Consider the following 18,682-nt stretch of genomic DNA (forward strand, 5'->3'; position numbering starts at 1 on the left):
TCCGCTTTTTTGCGTGAGAAAATCGGTGGAATGCGGGATGCGACTGAAATCAGAAGTCTATGGTCTGCTGCAGACGGCGGGCAACTTCGGCGAGTTTTGGGAAGATCTCCTTTTTGCGGCGCGCAATTGTAACGCTCATGCCGGTGAGACTCAGGGTCGCGAAGAGGTGATTGTCCTTGCTCGAGTAAATCGGGACGGAAAGGGCACCGACTCCTTCGAAGAGTTCTCCGTTTTCATAGGAGAATCCTTCTTTTCGTATTTTTTCGAACTCATTCTGCAAAGCATCCGCAGTCGTGCGGGTTGTCGCAGTGTAGGCTGGGAAGGGGGCATCCTTTAGATAGACATTGAGGAGTCTTTCGCGCAGATGGGCCAACACGAGTTTTCCGCTTGCAGAGCAGTAGAGCGGCATGTTGGAGTTGGCGCGACGAACAACAAAGGTGCTGTTGTGTGGTTCGGTCGAGTGAATCAATTGGAGATATAACTCATCAATGCGAAAAAGAGTACAGTTGCCTTGAAAATAATCGCTCAGATTTTGCATGTAGTTGTGAGAGCGGTCAATTAGGATGCTCCGCTTGGTATCAGATGCGAGAGATGCCTTATTGAAGAGCTCCGCGCCGAGTAGGTATTCTCCGGAACTATTTTGACTGATATAGCCGTTCATGTGCAAGGTATTTAAAATGCCGTGCACGGTTCCTTTGTTTAGACCGAGACGAGTGCTGATTTGCCCGAGTGTGAGTTCGGTGTTGGTTAGATTAAAACAGTTCAAAATGTCAATGGCACGCTGTACGGACTGAATCTGTTTTCCTGACAGCAGCTGTGTGCCGCCCGGAGTCTTCTTGTTACCGTTTCGTTTGTTCTCTTGACCATTCATCATACCATCACCTCCGATTTTACTTCTGTATAGTCTATTCTTACTACAAAAAGAAGTATTTGACAATGTCAAAAAAGAGTTGACCAATATTGCTGTTAATTTAGAGACCATTTACAATACAATCATCAACAAAAGCCACTGAAACCCGGCCGGTGCAGTGCCTGAAACAAATCGAAAGCTATATGGTTCTGAACAGAGGAGGAACGATATGGAACAAAAGACTGCTTCAGCGCGCAAGTTCACTTGGAAAGAAAAAATGGCGGCACTAGGGCCGGGTTTCCTGATTGTCGGTTCCTTTATCGGACCCGGTACCGTCACGAGTTCAACCCGAGCAGGTGCAACCTACGGCTTCCAGCTCTTCTGGTGTGTCATCTTCTCGGTCATCGCGGTTATCGTGGTACAGGGGATGTCGGCAAGACTCGGCATCATCACCCAGGAGGGACTTGCGGAGAACTTAAAAAATGACTTTGCGGATCGCCCGTTGCTCAGAAACTTGCTCTGTGGCCTCGTTGCCCTGGCAATTGCAATCGGCGGTTTCGCCTATATGGGCGGAGACCTGACCGGAACGGCGCTCGGTATCAGTGCCTTGACCGGTATTTCAACGAAGATTATTGCACCCGTATGGGGTTTATGTATTCTGTTGATTCTCAACTTCGCCGGTGATGCGGTCAAGTACCTCGAAAAGCTCCTCGGTATTTGCGTCATCATCATGGCGGTTGTCTTCATGATGACCATGGTCATTGTGAGACCGGATCTCGGGGCCATGTTCGCGGGTTGCGTTCCGAGCATCCCGGAAAACGGCGGTCTTATGACCTGTCTTTCCCTGATCGGAACGACGGTGGTTCCCTACAACATGTTCCTGCACGCGGCGAGTGCGAAGCGCACCTGGCACAGCGCAGAGGAACTTCCGTTATGTAATTTCGGCACCACGCTTCCGATGATTGTCGGCGGCATTGTCACCGGTTCCATCATGGTTACCTCGGCAGCTGTCATGCACGGCATGACCGTCAACAATGCGATGGATATGGCAATCCAGCTTGAGCCGACCCTCGGCGCACTGGCTCGCCCCTTCATGGCAATCGGTCTCATCGCTGCAGGGGTCTCCAGTGCGGTCTGTACCCCGATGGGAGTGTCCTACGTTCTTGCCGGCCTCTTCGGCTGGAAGACCGACAGTTCAGACAAGCGCTATACGTTCACGAACGCAGCGGTTCTGATTACCGGTATTGTAATTGCGGCGCTCGGTACCAATCCGCTCGGTCTCATCATGACGGCACAGGCAGTCAACGGCATTGTCCTTCCGGTTGTTGTCGGTGTCACGGTCTATCTGACCTGTCGCGAAAAGATTATGGGACAATACAAGAACAATATGCTTCAGACGGTTCTCGGCATTGCAATCTTTGCAATCTCGCTGATTCTCGGCGTGAGCAGTTTCCTCGGTGTTTTTTCCTAAAGTAGCTTCAGACTCAACTTTGTGTTTTCTTTCTTGGTAGTATTAGTTCCCCCTGTTCGATGTCTGAATATAGCCCGGTGCCACCCCAAACCAGCCGGGCTGTATTCAGACGACACAGCAGGTTTTCAACAAAGCTTAGAGTCAGGCAAAGCTTGTTCTTACTCAGAAATGTGGGAATAAGCTTTTGATGAGAGGATCATTCTTCAGGCGATAGCAAACAAATACAGGAGGTATCAGTATGAAGTACAGCAAACCGACCATTTATGACCCGAATTTTCTGCCGAACAATGTCTATAGCGGTGTTCCGTCTTGGTTAAATCTCTCGGTCGCAGAGTGCAAGGAAGATCTTGAGGGACTCGATGTTGTTGTGAGCGGCGTCCCGTGGGAGGGAGGCTGCACAATCGGCGGCTATTCCTCGACCACAGAGGGGCCGAAGGGCATTCGCTCCGTATCCATCCGCTACACCGGCTTCCTTCCGGACTTTAATCTTGACTCCTTCGATTATTTGAAGGCTGCGGATTTCGGTGATGTCGCCTGCCAGAACGGCAACTACGACTTCACATTCCGTCAGATTCGGGAGAGAATTGCAACGATTCTCGATACAGGAGCGGTTCCGTTGACCTTCGGCGGTGACCATGGAATTGCACTCCCGATTGTCAGTGAGATTGCGAAGCGCCATCCGAAGCGTGTCGGTATTCTTCACTTTGACGCCCACCTCGACAACTACGCTTGCTTCGGCGATGATCTCTACTCGCGCTGCTCGCCCTTCTACCGGCTCTATGAGGACCCGAACATGGATCCGTCCAAGATTGTCCACATCGGCATACGCGGTCCGAGAAACCATCAAGAGGAGTTTAACAATGCGCAAAAATTCGGCGCAAACGTGATTCTCGGCAGAGAGGTCAAGGAGAACGGCTGGAAGGCAAGCATAGACAAGGCAATCGAGCTCGCATTCAAGGACACGGACTTTGTCTATGTCACAATTTGCTCGGATGCGCTGGATGCCGCAAGCATGCCACAGGGGCCGCAGGACATGGGCGGTTTGACTTCGTACGAGCTCTGCATGATGGTGCACGAGGCAGGCCTTGCAGGTGCAAAGGGCTTTGACTTTGTAGAGATTTATCCGGATACCAATAGTCTTCAGACTGCGGCGCACAACGCTTGCTGGGCAGCTCTCTACTACCTGAATGGTTACGCGGAGAGAAAGAAAAATGGCGGAAAGTAAGTTATCGAAGTAAAGCCGTGAAAGCGGTGAGAATTGGACTGACGTGGTAAACGGCGGAAAGTACTTCGCGAACAGAAACGTGTCGGAGATCGGAGTGCCGAGAGCAAACGACTGACTCCGGTGTACGAAAGTGAAATACAGGAGGGGCAGAAACCGAAGGGTAATTCTGCTCCTTTTGGCATCGGGTAAGCATACCGGAAAGGCATGAAGACGGAGGAAACAGATATGAAAGCACAGACGGTGAAGTCTTTGATAAAGCCGATGTTTCGAATGCCGGCAAAAGAAGATTACCTAAAGGCAGCATTACGAGTCGCGCGCTGGCTCAGAGCGAATGCGGAGCGGACGGAGGCGGGCATACATTGGTTTGAAGACCCCATGCACCCGGAAGGAGAAACGGTCATGGGAGAATTTTCGGTGTACAGCGGCATGCCGGGCCCCATACTTTTTCTGTTGGAACTTTCGAAAATCACGGGGGATTTCTCTTGGCGGGAGGAGGCCTGCCTTGCCGCGGATTACCTCTTGGCAAATTTTGACGAGGGGCGGAAGATGCAGACCGACATGGGGGTTCCGGGTTCCGAGATAGGTCCGATCAGCGGAACGGCAGGGCTAAGTTTCGTGTTTACCGAGCTCGGGAAGGCAACGGGAGAACAGAAGTATCTGGATTTTGCCGCGGCGGAGACCGAAAAGATTGCGGCGCTCGCGAAGCGGGTCGGAGAAGGCGTCGAATGGCTCGGTGAGCCCGGCGGAATTTCCTACGATGCGGGCATTGCCCTCTATCTACTCTATGAGGCAAAAGTCTTTGGGCGAGAAGATTGGAGGGCACTCGCAATCCTCGCGGCAAAGCGTTTGCTTGAACAGGCGGTTAAAACAGAAGGCGGCGCGTATAAGTGGCGTACCATTACGGTACCGAACATTGGTATCGATGACGGCGGTGAGATGCCGAACTTCTTTTATGGGACAGCCGGGACAGCTTATGTGCTGGCGCGTTTCTTTGAGGAGACCGGGGAGCCTGCTTTCCTCGAAGCAGCGGAACGCGGTGCAGCTTATATAGAAAGAATTTGTATCCGAGAGGGCGAGAAGGTTCTGACGCCATTCTGTCTCCCGAATCCCGAGCAGATATATTTTCTCGGTATGTGCAACGGCTTTGCGGGCACGGTGAAACTGTTTTACCTTCTTTCAAGAATCAAAGAGACTGGATGCAAATCGCCCGATGCATACGGAGACTTTGCTGTGCGTATGATAGAAGGTATCATCGCGGCTGGCGCACCGGAAGTCCACTTCAAAGGCTACTGGAATGTGGTCTGTATGTGTTGCGGAACGGCTTCATTGCTGAATACTCTGACGGGCTTTTATCTTGCGACTGGGGAGCGAAAGTACGCGGAACTCGCAGAGAGGAGCGGTCGCTACCTCTTGGGACAGTTTACGGATCTCGGAGAAGAACAGGGGTGTTGGTTCCAGTCTTGGCATCGCATTGAGCCTTGGAAGGTGGACGCGCGCATCGGTTACTACGACGGCAATGCGGGGGAGGCTATGCAGCTCTTGGAACTCTATGCCGCTCTCTGCGGGAACTTCCGTGCAGTCCGTTTTCCGGACGATCCTTTCCCGGCAGTGGGGAGCGTAGCGCAGCGCTGAGTACTATGGCATTCGGAGGCAGCCAAAACGCAGATAAAGCGACCGGGAGCTTGTTCGAGTTTTGCGCGCGGCTTGTGCCTGTCTTTTCAGCATCGGCAGTTCCCGATTGTTACAAGCGAAAAAAGAGAAGGCTTTCCGTAGGAAAAGCCTTCTCTTTTTTCTGTTAAAAATAATTCGAAAAAGTCTTGAGAATTAAGTTAGTCTATGCTATCTTCATATTAAATAGATTAGTTTAAACTAATCAATAACCGAACGGAGGAAAGAATCGTGAACAGTGTACAGGTGATTCAGAGAAAGTTGCGGAAGTTCGGCATTGCGTTTCTCGCATTGCTGGCACTTGGCGCTTGCGGGCAGAAGGGGCAGACGGCGGAGAGCAAGGCGGAGAGCGGGAAACTCAAGGTGACGGTCACGACGACCTTTTTGCAGGATATGACGGAACAGCTTGCGGGCGATTATACCGATATTGCACTGGTCATTCCGGCGGGCGAGGATCCCCATAGCTATGAGGCAAAGCCGGAGGATAGGGAGAAGTTTAAGCAGGCGGAGCTTGTCCTCTACCACGGTCTTCACTTTGAGGGACACATGACAGAACTCCTGGAAGCGGTCAACGGCCATGCGGTCACGGCTTCCTTTACGCAGGATGATATTCTGTCTGCGGACAGTAGCATGGGCCTTGCGGCAAATGCGGCGGATCCGCATTTCTGGTTCGATGTGAAGCTCTACGAGAAGGCCTGCGACGAGGCAGCCAAGGCGCTGATCGAAAAGATCCCGGCGCATGAAAAAGAGATTCAGGCAAACCTCAAGGCATACCGGGAAAAACTTGAGGCTTTGGATGCGGAGATTCGCACAACGCTTGCGGAAATCCCGGCGGAAAGCCGCATTCTGGTCACACCGCACGATGCCTTCCATTATTTTTCGAGACGCTACGGCATTGAAGTGAAGGCGCCCCAGGGTGTCAGCACGGATGCGGAGCTCTCGACCAATGATATGGCGGAGACGGCGGACTTCATTGTCGCGCACAAGATTAAGGCAATCTTCGCGGAGTCCACGACTGATCCGGCGCGCATGGAGAAGCTGAAGGAGAGCTGCGCCGCGCGCGGTTTTGCGGTCGAAGTGGTGAGCGGCGGAAGTGATGAGCTTTACAGCGACTCGCTCGCGCAAAAGGGCGAGGACGGAGACACATATATCACGATGGTGGAACACAATGTGAAATTGATTGCGGCGCATCTGAAATGAGCGCAAGGAGAAAAGAATGAACGAAGAGAGAGCGGCGGTCGCAGTGCATCAGCTGTCTGCGGGATACGGAAAGCGGACGGTGCTGCGGGACGTCGCTTTTTCTCTGCCCGCGGGAGAGAGAATTGCCTTAATCGGTCCGAACGGCGCGGGAAAGTCCACGCTTTTAAAGACCATGCTCGGCTTTTTGAAGCCAAAGAGCGGGACTGTAGAGATTTTCGGGGAGCCGCTTGAAAAGGTCAGGTCGCGTATCGCCTACATGCCGCAGAGCGCGGAGGTAAACTGGAATTTTCCGATTACCGTGGAGGGTGTCGCAGAGATGGGACTCTTCTTTTCGCTCGGGTGGTTTCGGAAGCCCGGTAGGGCAGAGCGGGAGCGGGTGGAACAGGCACTCGAAGAATTGGGACTCACGGATCTAAGGAAGCGTCAGATTTCAGAGCTCTCGGGCGGTCAAAAAAAACGCGTCTTTTTGGCGCGCGCGCTGGTGCAGAATGCAGATTTGTTTTTTCTCGATGAGCCGCTTGCCGGTGTGGATTATCGGAGCGAGCGCGCCATCATGGAAAAACTGGAGGCGCTTGTCGGCGCGGGGAAGAGCGTAGTCGCCGTGCACCACGATGTCCACACGATTACGCGCTATTTTGACCGTGCGGTGCTCCTTGACGGCGGCACGGTACAGGCGGTCGGAGAGGCGCGGGAGGTTGTGGTGAGCGAAGCCATGCGGAAGTGCTACGGCGAGGTGTTTCAGGCGGAGAAGTGGCTGTGATGCGCGTATTATTTTCCTACGATTTTTGGGTGGTCGCGAGCGGCGCAGCTCTCCTCGCGGCGATTGCCGCGGTGATCGGCTGCTTCAGCGTATACCGGGGACAGAGTTTAATCGGCGACGCACTGGGACACGCTTCTTACCCTGGCGTGGTGCTCTTTTTTATGCTGTTCCGGACACGGAATCCGCTGATCCTCTGCCTCGGTGCGGCGGCAAGCGCCGCGGTTTCCTATGCCCTGATACTCTGGTTGCAGGGCGAAAAGAAACTCGCGCCGGATGCCGTGCTCGCGACAGTGCTCGCCGGGATGTTCGGCCTCGGAATGGTATTAAAGACCTTTATTCAGGGCAATCCCGCGTTTCGGAATGCCTCGCAGTCAGGACTCCGCGTCTATATCTTCGGCTCGGCGGCCTTTATGACGAAGCGGGATGTATGGCTTTTGCTACTCGGAGCTTTGCTGCTCGCCGGCCTCTTGTATTTCTTTCGGCGGCCGCTGCAGTACTCGAGTTTTGATCCGGGATATGCGGCTTCGCTCGGCATCCCCGAGCGGCTCATGGGCACTGTCATGTTGTGTCTCACGGTCGCCGTCATTGCCCTCGGCATACGGACGGTCGGCGCGGTGCTGATTTCGGCCTTTTTACTGCTGCCCTGTGTCGCGGCTTCACAGTGCGCAAAGACGCTTTCCGCGGTGCTGCGCTTCGCTGTGGCAATGGCAGTGTGCAGTGCGTTGCTCGGCTGCGCCGTGAGTACAAGTATGGCCGGGATATCGACCGGTCCCATGATCATTGTCTGCATGGGTGTATTTACATTAGCGGCATTTTTATTCCGCCTCGGAAAGGAGAGAGGATGAGAGATGTCATTTTGGTGCTGCTCAGCACCTCGCTCTGCCTCGGCGTTCCGGGCTGTTTTCTGGTGCTTCGCCGCCTCTCGATGACGGCGGATGCGATAAGCCACGCGGTGTTACTCGGCATAGCGCTCGGCTTTTTCTTTGTGCGGGATTTGAATTCGCCGGTTCTCATTGTCTCGGCGGCACTCTTCGGCCTCTTTAGCATCCTTCTCACCGAATGGATTGCACTGCGCTGCAATGTCGCGCGAGACGAGGCGCTCGGTCTGGTTTTTCCGGTCTTTTTTGCGCTCGGGGTCATCCTGGTGACGCGTTGTTTTCGGAATGTGCACCTCGACACGGAACTTATCCTGATGGGAAATCCGCTGTTTGCGCCTTTTTTGCAGAGCTTTGGCTTGCCTCGCGCGGTGCTCTTCAATTTGCTGCTCTTTGCGGTAAACTTGGCTTTCGCGGGTCTCTGCTTCCGGCCGCTTTGCTATGCCTGCTTTGACCCCTCTTATGCGACCCTGCTCGGTCTGCCGCTTCAGCGAATCTTCTATGCATTGCTCACACTGAGCGCGTTTAGTGCGGTGGTCGCGTTTCAAAGTGTCGGCGCAGTTCTCTCGATTGCCTTTTTTGTCGCAGCCGCGGCTGCTGCGAGCCTGCTCGCGCGAAGTCTCGGCGAGATGTTGCTTCTCACATTAGCAATCGGCGCTGTGGTTGCGGTGCTCGGGAGTGTGGCGGCACTCCGAATGAATGTGTCGCTCTCCGGTATGTGCGCGGCACTGTTCCTGTTCGTTTTGCTCCTGTTGCGTCTCTCAGCGCTCCTCCGCAATCATCAGCACGACGCCGACAATCAGAAGGATGGGGCAGAATAAAATGGCTTTGATGCCGAAAATCGGGGACAAATTGCCGCCGACACCGGCGCCGAGACCAAAGATCAAAATGATACCGAAGTAGTAGAGGGCGCGCTCCAGCTGTTCCTTTTTCTTGCTGCGGAGATAACCGGAGACGGCAGCCGTGCCGCTTCTGAGATTTCCGATGCACATGGTGCTCGCATAGGCATTGCCGTTTACCTTTCGGAAAGATTGTACCTGCATGGCGCAGGCAAAGGAGACCAGCATATTGGCCTGCAAATTCCAGTCCTCTCCGAGAAACCCCACAATGCCGAGCAGCAGAATTTCGAGCAGCAGGATACTCTGCCGCCAGTGCAGGCGGCGCGCCTGTTTGAATCTGGCCTCAAACTGCTCCGCTGCGAAAATGCCGCCGGCAAAGGCAAAGAGCGGGAAGAGATAGCGAATGCCGCCGCTAAAATCACCCGCGAGAAACTTGGTCGACATCAGGACAATGTTGCCGGTCTGCGCATTCGCAAAGACATGATTGCGGACAATGTAGGTATAGGCGTCCTGAAAGCCGCCGCTGAAGGTGAGAAAGGCGGTGAGCAACATGGTGTCGGAGACCTGACGCCTGGTGGGAGTCGTGTGGTTCTGCATGAGAAGTCCTTTCTTCTGCGCGTGAGACAGAATCGTTGGTTCTTCAAGCATAGTAAGTTTTCTTCGACGGTGCAAGGCTCGGACGGTGCTTTTCGGCGAAGGCACGCGAAAAAGTGCACAATTCCGCGAATTTGCGCTGAAAATCCCCGGAAAGCCTTGACAATTCGTGCTTTGACCAGTATAAGTCTTAGTAAATACTTGTGGATTGCTTAAGTATTTCTTAAGCCTCAAAACGAATAAGGAGAGTGGAAATGAGAAAAGAGATTTTTGCATTCGCTCTGACCGCAGCGGTTTCGATTGTCGCTGCAGGTGCTGCCATCGCAGCACCCGGAAGCTCGACGAGTGTTTCGTCTACCTTTGCAACCTCTTCCGTTGCGACCCCGTCGGCGGGCAGCGGAATTGCAGGCGGCGGCGGTGGCGGCGGCAGAGGCGCACGTTCCTCCGGCGGCCGTATCGGCTCGAAGGGAGTCTGGACGAACAGCGCGGCACCGCAGACCGGCGCAGGCGAGTGGGTGCAGTCCGGCAGCCGCTGGTGGTATCGCTATTCGAACGGCGGCTATGCGACGAACTGGGCAAAGCTCAGCTACAACGGTAAAACTGACTGGTACTTCTTTGACAACAAAGGCTGGATGCAGACCGGCTGGCTTGAGGACAATACCGGTAAGTACTATCTGAACCCGGTTTCGGACGGAACGCAGGGCAGAATGATTACCGGAACCTACACCATCAACGGTGTCGAGTATCACTTCGAGACCCAGGCGGGCAACATGCAGGGTCACCTGATTCAGTAATTACGACAACAAAAAAAAGCGGCGCGAGCCGCTTTTTTTTGTTTGTCCGGTTTTCGGTTTTTCCGCCTGCTCATTCATGGAGTTCGAGCGGAAGGCCGTCCGGGTCAAAGAAGAAACACATCGCTTTGCCGGTGTACGCATCGGTGCGGAGGGGCTCCACGCGGACGCCTGCCTTTCTGAGCGCCTCGGCGGTTTCCGCAACCGAGGCGACCCGAAAGGCGAGATGGCGAAGCCCCTGTGCTTCCGGGTAGCTTTTGCGAGGCGGTGCGTCGGGTTTTATAAAGAGCTCCAGTTCGGCATCGCCGAGCTGCAGGTCGATTTTCCAATCGCCCTCTGCCTCGCGCCTATGTTCCCGGATCACGGGGAGTCCCAGAAGCCCCGCGTAAAAATGTCTGCTGCGCGCATAGTCCGTTCCGATGACGGCGACATGGTGAATTGCCTCGAGTTTCAGGCTCATTCGACGGTCACGGACTTTGCGAGATTTCTCGGCTTGTCGACATCGAGCCCCTTCGAGACCGCGAGATAGTATCCGAGGAGCTGGAGCGGAACCACCGCGAGGCTGTCCGCAAAGTGTTCGTCGGTCTTCGGGAGGAAGAACGCGAAGTTCACCGTGTCCTCAATGTCGTAGTTCCCGGAGGTCGTGAGCCCCATGAGGTAAGCGCCGCGGCTCTTCACTTCGACGAGATTCGAGAGCGTCTTCTCATAGAGCTCGGACTGGGTGAGCACGCCGATCACGAGGGTGCCGTCCTCAATCAGACTGATGGTGCCGTGCTTTAACTCGCCCGCCGCATAGGCCTCGGAGTGGATGTAGCTGATTTCCTTCATCTTGAGGCTGCCTTCCATGCAGATAGCATAGTCGATGCCGCGGCCGATGAAGAAGACATCCTTTGCGTTGCTGAACTTCGCGGCGAACCACTGGAGCCGCTCCTTGTCGTCGATGATGCGCTGTACCTTTTCGGGCAGGGCCGCGATCTCGGCGAGCAGCCGCTGCTCTTCGCGTTCGTCAATCAGGCCGCGCGCTTTGCCGAGGCAGATGGCGAGCAGGTAGACACCGATCAACTGGGTCGAGTAAGCCTTGGTCGTCGCAACCGAAATCTCCGGTCCCGCATAGGTGTAGAGCACAAAGTCCGCCTCGCGGGCAATGACGGAGCCGATCACATTGACAATCGCGAGGGTTTTTAAGCCCTGCTCTTTGGCCTCGCGCATCGCCGCGAGCGTGTCCGCGGTTTCACCCGACTGGCTGATTACGACGACCAGGTTGTTCGGGTCGATCACCGGGTGACGGTAGCGGTATTCCGAGGCGAACTCAACGCGGACCGAGAGCTTTGCGAGATCCTCTATCACATACTGCGCCGTAGCGCCGACATGGTAAGCAGAGCCGCAGCCGATAATCGTGACGCCGCTTAGGCTTTGAATCAGCTCGTCCGTCAGACCGAGCTTTGCGAGATCCACGCGGTAGTCGAGCTTCTTACCGTCCGTCTCGTCGCTTAAGTAGGCGCGGAAGGTGTCGGCGATTGCCTTCGGCTGCTCGTGAATTTCCTTCATCATGAAATGCTCATAGCCGCCCTTTTCGGCCGCAGTCTCGTCCCAGTCGATTAACACCGGTGTCTTCTCGACGACATCGCCGTTTAAGTCGTAGAAGGTGACACTGTCCTTGGTCACGCAGCCCATCTCGAAGTTGTCGATGTAGCAGACGCGGCGGGTGTACTTCAAGCAGGCGGACGGATCCGAGGCGATGAAATTCTCACCCTCACCGAGCCCCACAATCAGGGGGTTATCCTTTCTGGCGATGTACACCTGCTCCGGGTAGTCGCGGAACATGATTGCGAGCGCATAGCTACCGCGGACGCGGACCAGGGTCTTTGCAATCGCGTCGATCGGGCCCATCTTGTACTTCTTATAGTAGTAGTCGATGAGATTCACAATCGCCTCGGTGTCGGTCTGCGAGTAGAAGCGGTAGTTGTGGCGTGCGAGCTTTTCCCGGATTTCCAGATAGTTCTCAAAGATGCCGTTGTGGACTGCGAGCACGGAGCCGTCCGTAGAGACATGCGGGTGCGCATTGGTCTCCGAGGGGACGCCGTGGGTCGCCCAGCGCGTGTGCCCGATGCCGCAGCACCCCTTCAGCGCATGGCCGTTGTCGGTCTTATCGGCGAGGACGCGGAGCCGTCCCTTGGCTTTGACAACAACCGGTTCTTTGTCGCCATCGCGGACAGCAATGCCGGCGGAGTCATAGCCGCGGTATTCCAGCTTCTCCAAACCCTCCAGCAAAATGGGGGCAGCCTGTCTGCTGCCGACGTATCCAACAATTCCGCACATAAAAATCCTCCTTTTCAATGTGACTATCATACCATGGAAGGGCAAGTGTTTGAACCTCTTGTAAAGCTATGCTAAAATAAGCGGAAAAAAACGGAAGAGGAGTTGCATGGGAAAGATATTTTGTTTTGGCAGCGACGTGGACACGGATCAGATCATCGCGTCACAATACCTCCTGTACCCGAGTGTCGAGGAAATGGCACCGCATTGCTTTGAGTCCCTGGACGAGAACTTTGCGTCGGCGGTCAGAGAGGGGGATTTTGTGGTGGCGCGCGACAATTTCGGCTGCGGCTCATCGAGAGAGCAGGCACCGGCTGTCTTAAAGGCGCTCGGCGTGCGCGCCGTGTTTGCCAACAGCTTTGCGCGCATCTTCTTCCGGAATGCGATTAACATCGGGCTGCCGGTCATTGTCTGCGAGGGGCTGATTGACAAGGTAAAGCCGGGCGAGGAGCTCTCGCTCGACATGGAGAGCGGCACGGTGTGTGTGAACGGACAGAGTTATCGCTGTACCAAACTGCCGCCGAAGATGCAGGCAATTCTGGACCAGGGCGGTCTTATTGCGGCGCTGAACCGGGAGGAAGCATAATGGCTATGACAATGGCGGAAAAAATCATTGCGCGCGCGGCGGGAAAGACCGAGGTGCACGCGGGTGATATCGAGACGGTCACGCTAGACTATATGATGTCAAACGACGGCACGACGCATCTCACCATCGGCATGTACGAGAACTTGAAGCACCCGCGCATTGCTGACAAGAATAAACTGGTCTGGATTGTCGATCACAATGTCCCGGCGGACTCGGTGAAGACAGCGGCCTCTCATAAGAAGATGCGCGATTTTGCGCGCGCAAACGGTATTGCGTTCTATGAGGGCAAGGGTGTCTGTCATCAGATTATGCTGGAAAAATATGTGTCCCCCGGACAGTTTATCTTCGGCGCGGATTCCCACACCTGTGCCTACGGCGCGCTCGGCGCGTTCGGAACCGGTGTCGGTTGCACCGACTATCTCTATGCGATGGTCACGGGACAGAGCTGGGTGCTGGTCCCGAAGACCCTGCGCTTTGAACTCCGCGGCAGCCTGCCGCAGGGCGTCTACGCGCGCGATCTGATTCTCACGATCATCGGCAAGATTGGCGCAAACGGCGCGAACTATAAGGCCATGGAGTTCGGCGGCGAGGGTCTCGCCTCGCTCAGCATTGCCGACCGCATCGCGCTCTGCAATCTCTGCGTTGAGGCGGGGGCAAAGACCGGGCTCTGCGAGGTGGATGCGAAGACGCTCGACTACCTGAAAGCGCACGGCAGAGAGCCGGTCGCCGTTCTGAACCCGGACAAGGACGCGGACTATGAAGAGGTGTTTGAAATCGATCTCTCGGAAATCCGTCCGATTGTCGCAAAGCCGCATTTTGTGGACAATGTGGTTCCGGCGGAGGAATGCAGCGGCATCCGCATTGATGAGGCCTTTCTCGGCTCCTGCAACAACGGCAGAATCGAGGATCTCCGGGTCGGTGCGGAGCTGCTCCGCGGCAGAAAGGTAGCGGACAGCGTGCGTTTCCTCGTGGTGCCGGCGAGCCGTGCGGTCTATGAGGAGGCGCTCCGCGAGGGGCTCTTGAAAATCTTCATGGATGCGGGTGCGATTGTGATGAACCCGAACTGCTCGGTCTGCTGGGGCTCCTGCCAGGGTGTGATCGGCGAGGGCGAGACCCTGATCAGTACGGGAACCAGAAACTTTAAGGGGCGCTCCGGCCACAAAGACTCGTTCGTGTACCTCGCGAGCGCGGCGACAGTCACGGCAAGCGCCGTGAAGGGCGAAATCTGCACGGCAGAGAGTCTGACAAAGTGAGGCAGCAGATGGAAGAATTTCAGGGAAAAGTTTGGAAGCTCGGAGATGATATCGACACCGACATCATCCTACCGACCGAATATCTGGTCTTTCCGACCATTGCGGAGATGAAACCCTATGCGTTTTCGCCGCTCCGCCCCGAACTCGCCGGTAAAATAGAGCCCGGCGATATCATTGTTGGCGGTGAGAACTTCGGCTGCGGCTCCTCGCGCGAGCAGGCACCGGAGGTCGTGAAGGCACTCGGCATTCGTGCGGTCATCGCGAAAAGCTTTGCGCGCATCTTCTTTCGGAACGCGATTAACAACGGTCTCCTCTTAATCGAGTGCCGCGACCTTCCGGACGAGGTGAGCGAGGGCGATACGCTCACGGTGACGGTCGGCGAAAAAATACGCGCAAACGGCAAGGACTATAAAATTGCGGCACTGCCCGAAAATCTCATGGAAATCTTGAATGCGGGCGGACTGGTCAAAGCAATGCGGAAGAGAAACGGACTGAACTGAGATGAAAATGACAATGATAGAAAAGCTGATTGCCGCTAAGGTCGGGCACGCGGTAAAGCCCGGCGACATTGTGACAGTCGGCGCGGACCGCGTGATGCTGGACGACATCATGATGCCCTTTATCGCGGCAAAATTTGAGGAAATGGGCTTTCAAGAGGTCTGGGACCCCGAGAAGGTCGTGATTATCTGCGACCACCTGGTACCGGCCAGTCAGGTCGACGATATCCGCGCCTACAAGCTCTCGAACGAGTTTGCGGCAAAGTATGGTATCCCGAATTTGCACCGGAGTGACGGCATCTGCCACCAGCTCATGACCGAGGCGGGCTATGTGAAGCCCGGCGATCTGGTCTTCGGAACGGACAGTCATACGACAACCTACGGCTGTGTCGGCGCATTTTCGACCGGTATCGGCTACACGGAGATGGCGGCGGTGCTCGGCACCGGCGAAATCTGGCTGCGCGTGCCGGAGACCATACGCATCGAAATCAACGGGAAGCTCCCGGCGAATGTGATGTCGAAGGATGTGATACTCCGCATCATCGGGGATCTGACGGCAGCGGGCGCAACCTACCGCGCACTCGAGTTTACCGGCGACACGGTCGAGGCAATGAGCCTTTCCTCCCGCATGACCATGGCAAATATGGGCATTGAGGCCGGGGCAAAGTGCGCGCTCTTTGCCCCGGATGAGAAGACCGCGGAATATCTCGGCATCGAGCTCACGGCCGCAGAGCGTGCCCTCGCGGGCGATGCGGATGCGCCCTGCGCGCGTGTACTCCGGTACTGCGCCGAGGACTTCGTGCCTGTTATGGCACTGCCCTCGAATGTGGACCATGTCGCAGCAATTCGCGACCTGGAGCCCGTGGCCATCGACCAGGTATTCCTCGGCTCCTGCACGAACGGTCGCCTCGAGGATCTGATGGCAGCCGCGGAGATTCTGAAGGGCAAGCACATTGCGCCCTTTGTGAAGCTCATTGTGACCCCGGCTTCCCGGAAAATCTGGGAGGAGGCAGAGGCAAACGGCACCCTGGCAATTCTCTCGGCGGCGGGGGCCATGATTACCCATCCGTCCTGCGGACTCTGCTGCGGCCGCACCGGCGGCATTCTCTCGGACGGCGAGCGCGTGGTCGCGACGAATAACCGAAACTTCCTCGGCAGAATGGGGAGTTCCAAGGTCGAGATTTATCTCGCGTCCCCGAAGAGTGCGGCAGCCTCGGCACTCACAGGCAGACTCACGGAGGCGACATGCTGAATCAGTTTTCGAGAACCCAGCTCTTGCTCGGTGTCCCGGCGATGGAGAGACTCAAGGCTTCCCGCGTCGCGATTTTCGGACTCGGCGGCGTGGGCGGCTATGTCGCGGAGGCACTCGCGCGGAGCGGTGTCGGCGCACTGGACTTAATCGATGACGACAAGGTCTGTCTCACGAATTTAAACCGCCAGATACTCGCTCTGCGCTCGACCGTCGGCAAGTATAAAGTTGAGGTCGCGGCGGCGAGAGTGGCGGAAATCAATCCGGACTGCCGCGTGACCGTGCACCGTATGTTTTATCTGCCGGAGACCGCGGATCACTTTGACTTTCGCGATTACGACTATGTGGTCGATGCGATTGACACCGTGACCGGCAAGATTCAGCTCATTTTGCAGGCAAGAGAAGCGAATACCAAAATCATCAGCTGCATGGGCGCGGGCAATAAGCTCGACCCGACCAAGTTTGCGATTGCGGATATCTATAAGACCAGTGTGGACCCGCTGGCGCGCGTCATGCGCCGCGAGTTAAAGAAGCGGGGCGTCCGGAAGTGCAAGGTGGTCTACTCGACCGAAGCGCCGGTCAGACCCTTGGAGGATCCGAGCATCAGCTGTCGGAATCACTGTGTGTGTCCCCCCGGCACCGAGCGGAAGTGCACCGAGCGTCGGGATATCCCGGGCAGCACGGCCTTTGTCCCGGCGGTTGCGGGACTGATACTCGCGGGCGAAGTGGTGCGTGAGCTCGCGGGGAAGAGAGAAGCATAAGTTTCATTTGGCTTTGCGGGGGAGAAAAGCTAAAATAGAATCAGCGGAGGATAAGACGATGAAAGTCAGACGAGCGATTACTTTTTTGGCGGCGGCGGCAATTCTTGTGACCGCGCTCCCGCAGGCAGCGGAGGCTGCGACCATAACCCGCGGCAAGCGGACCGTGGCATCCGACAAGGTTTTTGTGCCGGATCGCTATCGCGTCAATGCGCGGAGCGAAAAGGCGGCGGCGAATCAGAACCTGTCACAGTTTGCGAGGACTGTGAGCGGCACAAACGGAGCGGGGACCTTTTCCTATGAGACCCTGACCGAGGCCTATCGGAACAGGGCACCGTTTTTAAAGAACAGACAGGACGACAACGGGCGGCCGCTGACTGTCGTTTCGGACTGCGGCAGCTACTATGCGCTTGATTTTGTCTCGCTCTACGCAGCGGTCAAATACGATGCGGAGACGGTTGAGAGCCTGGCGGTCGGCGATATGTTCCCGCTCGACGGACAGAGCTATGTGCTCACGGCAGTGCGGGAGGACGGTACGCGGGTCTTTTCTCGGACGGGATTTGCGACCGAAGAAGAGATGTCGCTTCGGCATGTCGCGCCGAAGGGGAAAAAAGCGTATTACATTGCCGATGAGAGCGCGGCACTCTACTATACCGGCAAGGTGCGAATCAATAAGGATGCGGTGATTCACGCGGGCGACAAGACGCTCACGGCGGAGCAGTACCTGACGGCAGCGGGAAACGGGCAGAGAGAGGGATTCCGGGGCGGCTACAACGAGAGAGAACAGTGGATTTCTCTGGACGGTAGCTTCACCTTGGACGCAGCCGGTAATATCGCGGACTTTACGGAGCGCTGAGGCGAATGTTTCTCTTTGAGACAGCGCCGGACGGCAGCTTAGTGCTCTCGGGGGTGCGGGACGCCGGAGTAGCGCTCACGGTGCCGGACAGCCGGGACGGAGAGGCTGTGCGTCGCGTCGCACGCGGGGCTTTTCGGGAGCTTACCGGCGTTAGAACGCTTGACTTCGCGCCCGGGATTACGGAAATCGGCGATTTTGCCTGTTACGGCATGCCGGATCTAATCAGCGTCTCGCTCTCCGAGACGCTGACCGAAGTCGGCGATGCGGTGTTTCGTGCCTGTGATGCCCTGCAGAGCGTGCACTACGCCGCGCCGCAGGGCAATTTTTATGCGCTCCGCGCGCTGCTCTCGGAGCCGGAACCGGCGTTTCGCTGCGAACTGAAACTCTCTGACGGCGAGGCGGAACTCTACTTTCCGTCATTTCAAAATGAGTTCGATGAAGACACCATGGCGCGCGCGATTCACCCGCGGATTGAGGGCTGCGGCTACGCCTTCCGGGAGTGTGTGACACGGCGGGAAATCGATTTTTTCCAGTATGACCGCCAGTTTGAACGGGCCGCGGCGGCGGAGCGGGAAGTTGCCTGCCGCATTGCAATCGGGCGCCTCCGTTATCCCTATCGGCTCGCCGAAGTGCGGCGAAAAGAGTACAGGGATTATCTCGCAGCCGAGAGCGAGACCGCGGCAGAGCTCGCCTTCCGGGACTGGGAGCGGAGCGGAGACCGGGAACGGCTGCTTCGCGTTCTCTCCTGGCTTCGGCGGGCGCGGTTACTCTCGGACGAAGCGCGGCGCTTTGCGCTCGAGGAGGCGGGAAGGGCGAAGCTCGTTGAGCTGAGCGCAGACCTTCTGCAGGGCAGGGAACAAAGGCAGAGCACGGATTTTTCGCTCTGAGAGAGGA

General features: G+C 56.2%; 19 protein-coding genes. 15 read left to right on the forward strand and 4 right to left on the reverse strand.

Annotation, left to right across the window (positions count from 1 at the left end; translation table 11 throughout):
• Positions 1–49: 49 nt before the first annotated feature.
• Complete coding sequence (locus HMPREF9623_RS07330; protein WP_009533261.1) at positions 50–874, reverse strand: IclR family transcriptional regulator; 825 nt, start codon at positions 872–874, stop codon at positions 50–52.
• Positions 875–1,079: 205 nt separating this feature from the next.
• Here HMPREF9623_RS07330 and HMPREF9623_RS07335 point away from each other — a divergent pair, with 205 nt between their 5' ends.
• The 7 genes from HMPREF9623_RS07335 to HMPREF9623_RS07365 all read left to right on the forward strand — a co-directional run bounded on the left by HMPREF9623_RS07335 (position 1,080) and on the right by HMPREF9623_RS07365 (position 8,870).
• On the forward strand, positions 1,080–2,321 hold the full coding sequence (locus HMPREF9623_RS07335) for an Nramp family divalent metal transporter (RefSeq protein ID WP_009533262.1): 1,242 nt from the start codon (positions 1,080–1,082) through the stop codon (positions 2,319–2,321).
• A gap of 238 nt (positions 2,322–2,559) precedes the next feature.
• Positions 2,560–3,546, forward strand: a complete 987-nt coding sequence (locus tag HMPREF9623_RS07340; protein ID WP_009533263.1) for an agmatinase family protein — start codon at positions 2,560–2,562, stop codon at positions 3,544–3,546.
• A gap of 225 nt (positions 3,547–3,771) precedes the next feature.
• Positions 3,772–5,178 carry a lanthionine synthetase LanC family protein gene (locus HMPREF9623_RS07345; protein WP_009533264.1) on the forward strand — a complete coding sequence of 469 codons (1,407 nt, stop codon included), beginning with the start codon at positions 3,772–3,774 and terminating at the stop codon, positions 5,176–5,178.
• A gap of 267 nt (positions 5,179–5,445) precedes the next feature.
• Entirely contained in the window at positions 5,446–6,414 is a 969-nt protein-coding gene (locus HMPREF9623_RS07350; RefSeq protein ID WP_009533265.1) for a metal ABC transporter solute-binding protein, Zn/Mn family, read from the forward strand.
• 16 nt (positions 6,415–6,430) lie between these two features.
• Positions 6,431–7,174: a metal ABC transporter ATP-binding protein gene (locus HMPREF9623_RS07355; protein ID WP_009533266.1), complete on the forward strand. Its 744-nt coding sequence runs from the start codon at positions 6,431–6,433 to the stop codon at positions 7,172–7,174.
• A complete protein-coding gene (locus tag HMPREF9623_RS07360) occupies positions 7,174–8,019 on the forward strand; it encodes a metal ABC transporter permease (RefSeq protein WP_009533267.1) in 846 nt (281 codons plus the stop codon). Before HMPREF9623_RS07355 ends, HMPREF9623_RS07360 begins: the two co-directional genes overlap by 1 nt.
• The gene (locus HMPREF9623_RS07365) at positions 8,016–8,870 is read left to right on the forward strand and encodes a metal ABC transporter permease (RefSeq protein ID WP_009533268.1); all 855 of its coding nucleotides are present in this window, start codon (positions 8,016–8,018) and stop codon (positions 8,868–8,870) included. Before HMPREF9623_RS07360 ends, HMPREF9623_RS07365 begins: the two co-directional genes overlap by 4 nt.
• On the opposite strand, the gene HMPREF9623_RS07370 is transcribed toward HMPREF9623_RS07365, so the two are convergent.
• Positions 8,811–9,485: a YoaK family protein gene (locus tag HMPREF9623_RS07370; RefSeq protein WP_009533269.1), complete on the reverse strand. Its 675-nt coding sequence runs from the start codon at positions 9,483–9,485 to the stop codon at positions 8,811–8,813. The two genes, HMPREF9623_RS07365 and HMPREF9623_RS07370, sit on opposite strands and share 60 nt — an antisense overlap.
• 251 nt (positions 9,486–9,736) lie before the next feature.
• On the opposite strand from HMPREF9623_RS07370, the gene HMPREF9623_RS07375 reads away from it, so the two are divergent.
• The gene (locus HMPREF9623_RS07375; RefSeq protein ID WP_009533270.1) at positions 9,737–10,276 is read left to right on the forward strand and encodes a hypothetical protein; all 540 of its coding nucleotides are present in this window, start codon (positions 9,737–9,739) and stop codon (positions 10,274–10,276) included.
• A gap of 70 nt (positions 10,277–10,346) precedes the next feature.
• Here HMPREF9623_RS07375 and gloA2 read toward each other — a convergent pair whose 3' ends face one another.
• Both gloA2 and glmS read right to left on the reverse strand, forming a co-directional pair.
• Positions 10,347–10,733 (reverse strand): SMU1112c/YaeR family gloxylase I-like metalloprotein, encoded by a 387-nt coding sequence (gene gloA2, locus HMPREF9623_RS07380; protein WP_009533271.1) that lies wholly within the window; start codon positions 10,731–10,733, stop codon positions 10,347–10,349.
• Positions 10,730–12,592: a glutamine--fructose-6-phosphate transaminase (isomerizing) gene (gene glmS, locus HMPREF9623_RS07385; RefSeq protein ID WP_009533272.1), complete on the reverse strand. Its 1,863-nt coding sequence runs from the start codon at positions 12,590–12,592 to the stop codon at positions 10,730–10,732. The genes gloA2 and glmS overlap by 4 nt, the downstream gene beginning before the upstream one ends.
• Positions 12,593–12,698: 106 nt before the next feature.
• Between glmS and HMPREF9623_RS07390 the strand changes: the two genes are divergently transcribed.
• From HMPREF9623_RS07390 to HMPREF9623_RS10945, 7 genes are read left to right on the forward strand one after another with little or no spacing between them, the layout of a single operon-like run.
• Positions 12,699–13,175: a LeuD/DmdB family oxidoreductase small subunit gene (locus tag HMPREF9623_RS07390; protein WP_009533273.1), complete on the forward strand. Its 477-nt coding sequence runs from the start codon at positions 12,699–12,701 to the stop codon at positions 13,173–13,175.
• Positions 13,175–14,428 (forward strand): 3-isopropylmalate dehydratase large subunit, encoded by a 1,254-nt coding sequence (locus HMPREF9623_RS07395; RefSeq protein WP_009533274.1) that lies wholly within the window; start codon positions 13,175–13,177, stop codon positions 14,426–14,428. Before HMPREF9623_RS07390 ends, HMPREF9623_RS07395 begins: the two co-directional genes overlap by 1 nt.
• 8 nt (positions 14,429–14,436) lie before the next feature.
• Entirely contained in the window at positions 14,437–14,928 is a 492-nt protein-coding gene (locus HMPREF9623_RS07400; RefSeq protein WP_009533275.1) for a LeuD/DmdB family oxidoreductase small subunit, read from the forward strand.
• 1 nt (position 14,929) lies between these two features.
• Positions 14,930–16,177 carry a 3-isopropylmalate dehydratase large subunit gene (locus HMPREF9623_RS07405; RefSeq protein ID WP_009533276.1) on the forward strand — a complete coding sequence of 416 codons (1,248 nt, stop codon included), beginning with the start codon at positions 14,930–14,932 and terminating at the stop codon, positions 16,175–16,177.
• On the forward strand, positions 16,171–16,935 hold the full coding sequence (locus tag HMPREF9623_RS07410; RefSeq protein ID WP_009533277.1) for a tRNA threonylcarbamoyladenosine dehydratase: 765 nt from the start codon (positions 16,171–16,173) through the stop codon (positions 16,933–16,935). Before HMPREF9623_RS07405 ends, HMPREF9623_RS07410 begins: the two co-directional genes overlap by 7 nt.
• 58 nt (positions 16,936–16,993) lie before the next feature.
• Positions 16,994–17,788, forward strand: a complete 795-nt coding sequence (locus tag HMPREF9623_RS07415) for a hypothetical protein (RefSeq protein WP_009533278.1) — start codon at positions 16,994–16,996, stop codon at positions 17,786–17,788.
• 5 nt (positions 17,789–17,793) lie between these two features.
• Positions 17,794–18,675 (forward strand): leucine-rich repeat protein, encoded by an 882-nt coding sequence (locus HMPREF9623_RS10945; RefSeq protein ID WP_009533279.1) that lies wholly within the window; start codon positions 17,794–17,796, stop codon positions 18,673–18,675.
• Positions 18,676–18,682: the final 7 nt, after the last annotated feature.

Origin of the sequence: Stomatobaculum longum (assembly GCA_000242235.1) — a bacterium.
GTDB classification, from domain to species: domain Bacteria; phylum Bacillota; class Clostridia; order Lachnospirales; family Lachnospiraceae; genus Moryella; species Moryella longum.